1 protein-coding gene is annotated in these 498 nt (G+C 50.2%); it reads right to left on the reverse strand.

The genetic code is table 11. The annotated features are described in order from the left end of the window. A partial coding sequence (locus tag HGG74_RS20770; protein ID WP_246263142.1) for a DNA topoisomerase occupies positions 1-498 on the reverse strand: 498 nt, incomplete at both ends.

Raw genomic sequence — 498 nt, forward strand, 5'->3', positions numbered from 1 at the left:
CTGCTGCCCTCGTCTTTCGCTTCCAGCGCCTTTCTGAGAGCCGGATCATCAATGAATTTTGCCGCACTCGTCATGGCGGCCAGTAACGTTGACTCTGTGAAATAGCGAGGTGGTGTAGTCTTTTTCTTGTCCACGTCTGCCGATTCACACAGGCCGCTGTCATTAAATTTCAGCAATGAAAGGTCAAAACCGTCCGTTCCGGCATCTTCGGTTTCGTCCTCGTCATCACTATCCTTACCCAGCGCTTCCCAGCCCTTTTGTACCAGAACGCTCTGTGTGGCCGTAAAGGTATCCCCCTTAATATCAAAGTGGATTTTCGTCTTGTTGCGGATCGCATCCGGGTAGAACAGCCCGATAAAGTAGACGGACACCAGGTTATAAACGTTCCGCTCTTTTTCATTAAGCTGAATACCGGCTCCGCTTTTTGTCGTCGGGATGATGGCGTGGTGCGCCTCAATCTTACTGGCATTAAAGGCTTTGTGTTTCTGGCCTTTATCC

Origin of the sequence: Arthrobacter mobilis, from assembly GCF_012395835.1 — a bacterium.
Classification (GTDB): domain Bacteria; phylum Actinomycetota; class Actinomycetes; order Actinomycetales; family Micrococcaceae; genus Crystallibacter; species Crystallibacter mobilis.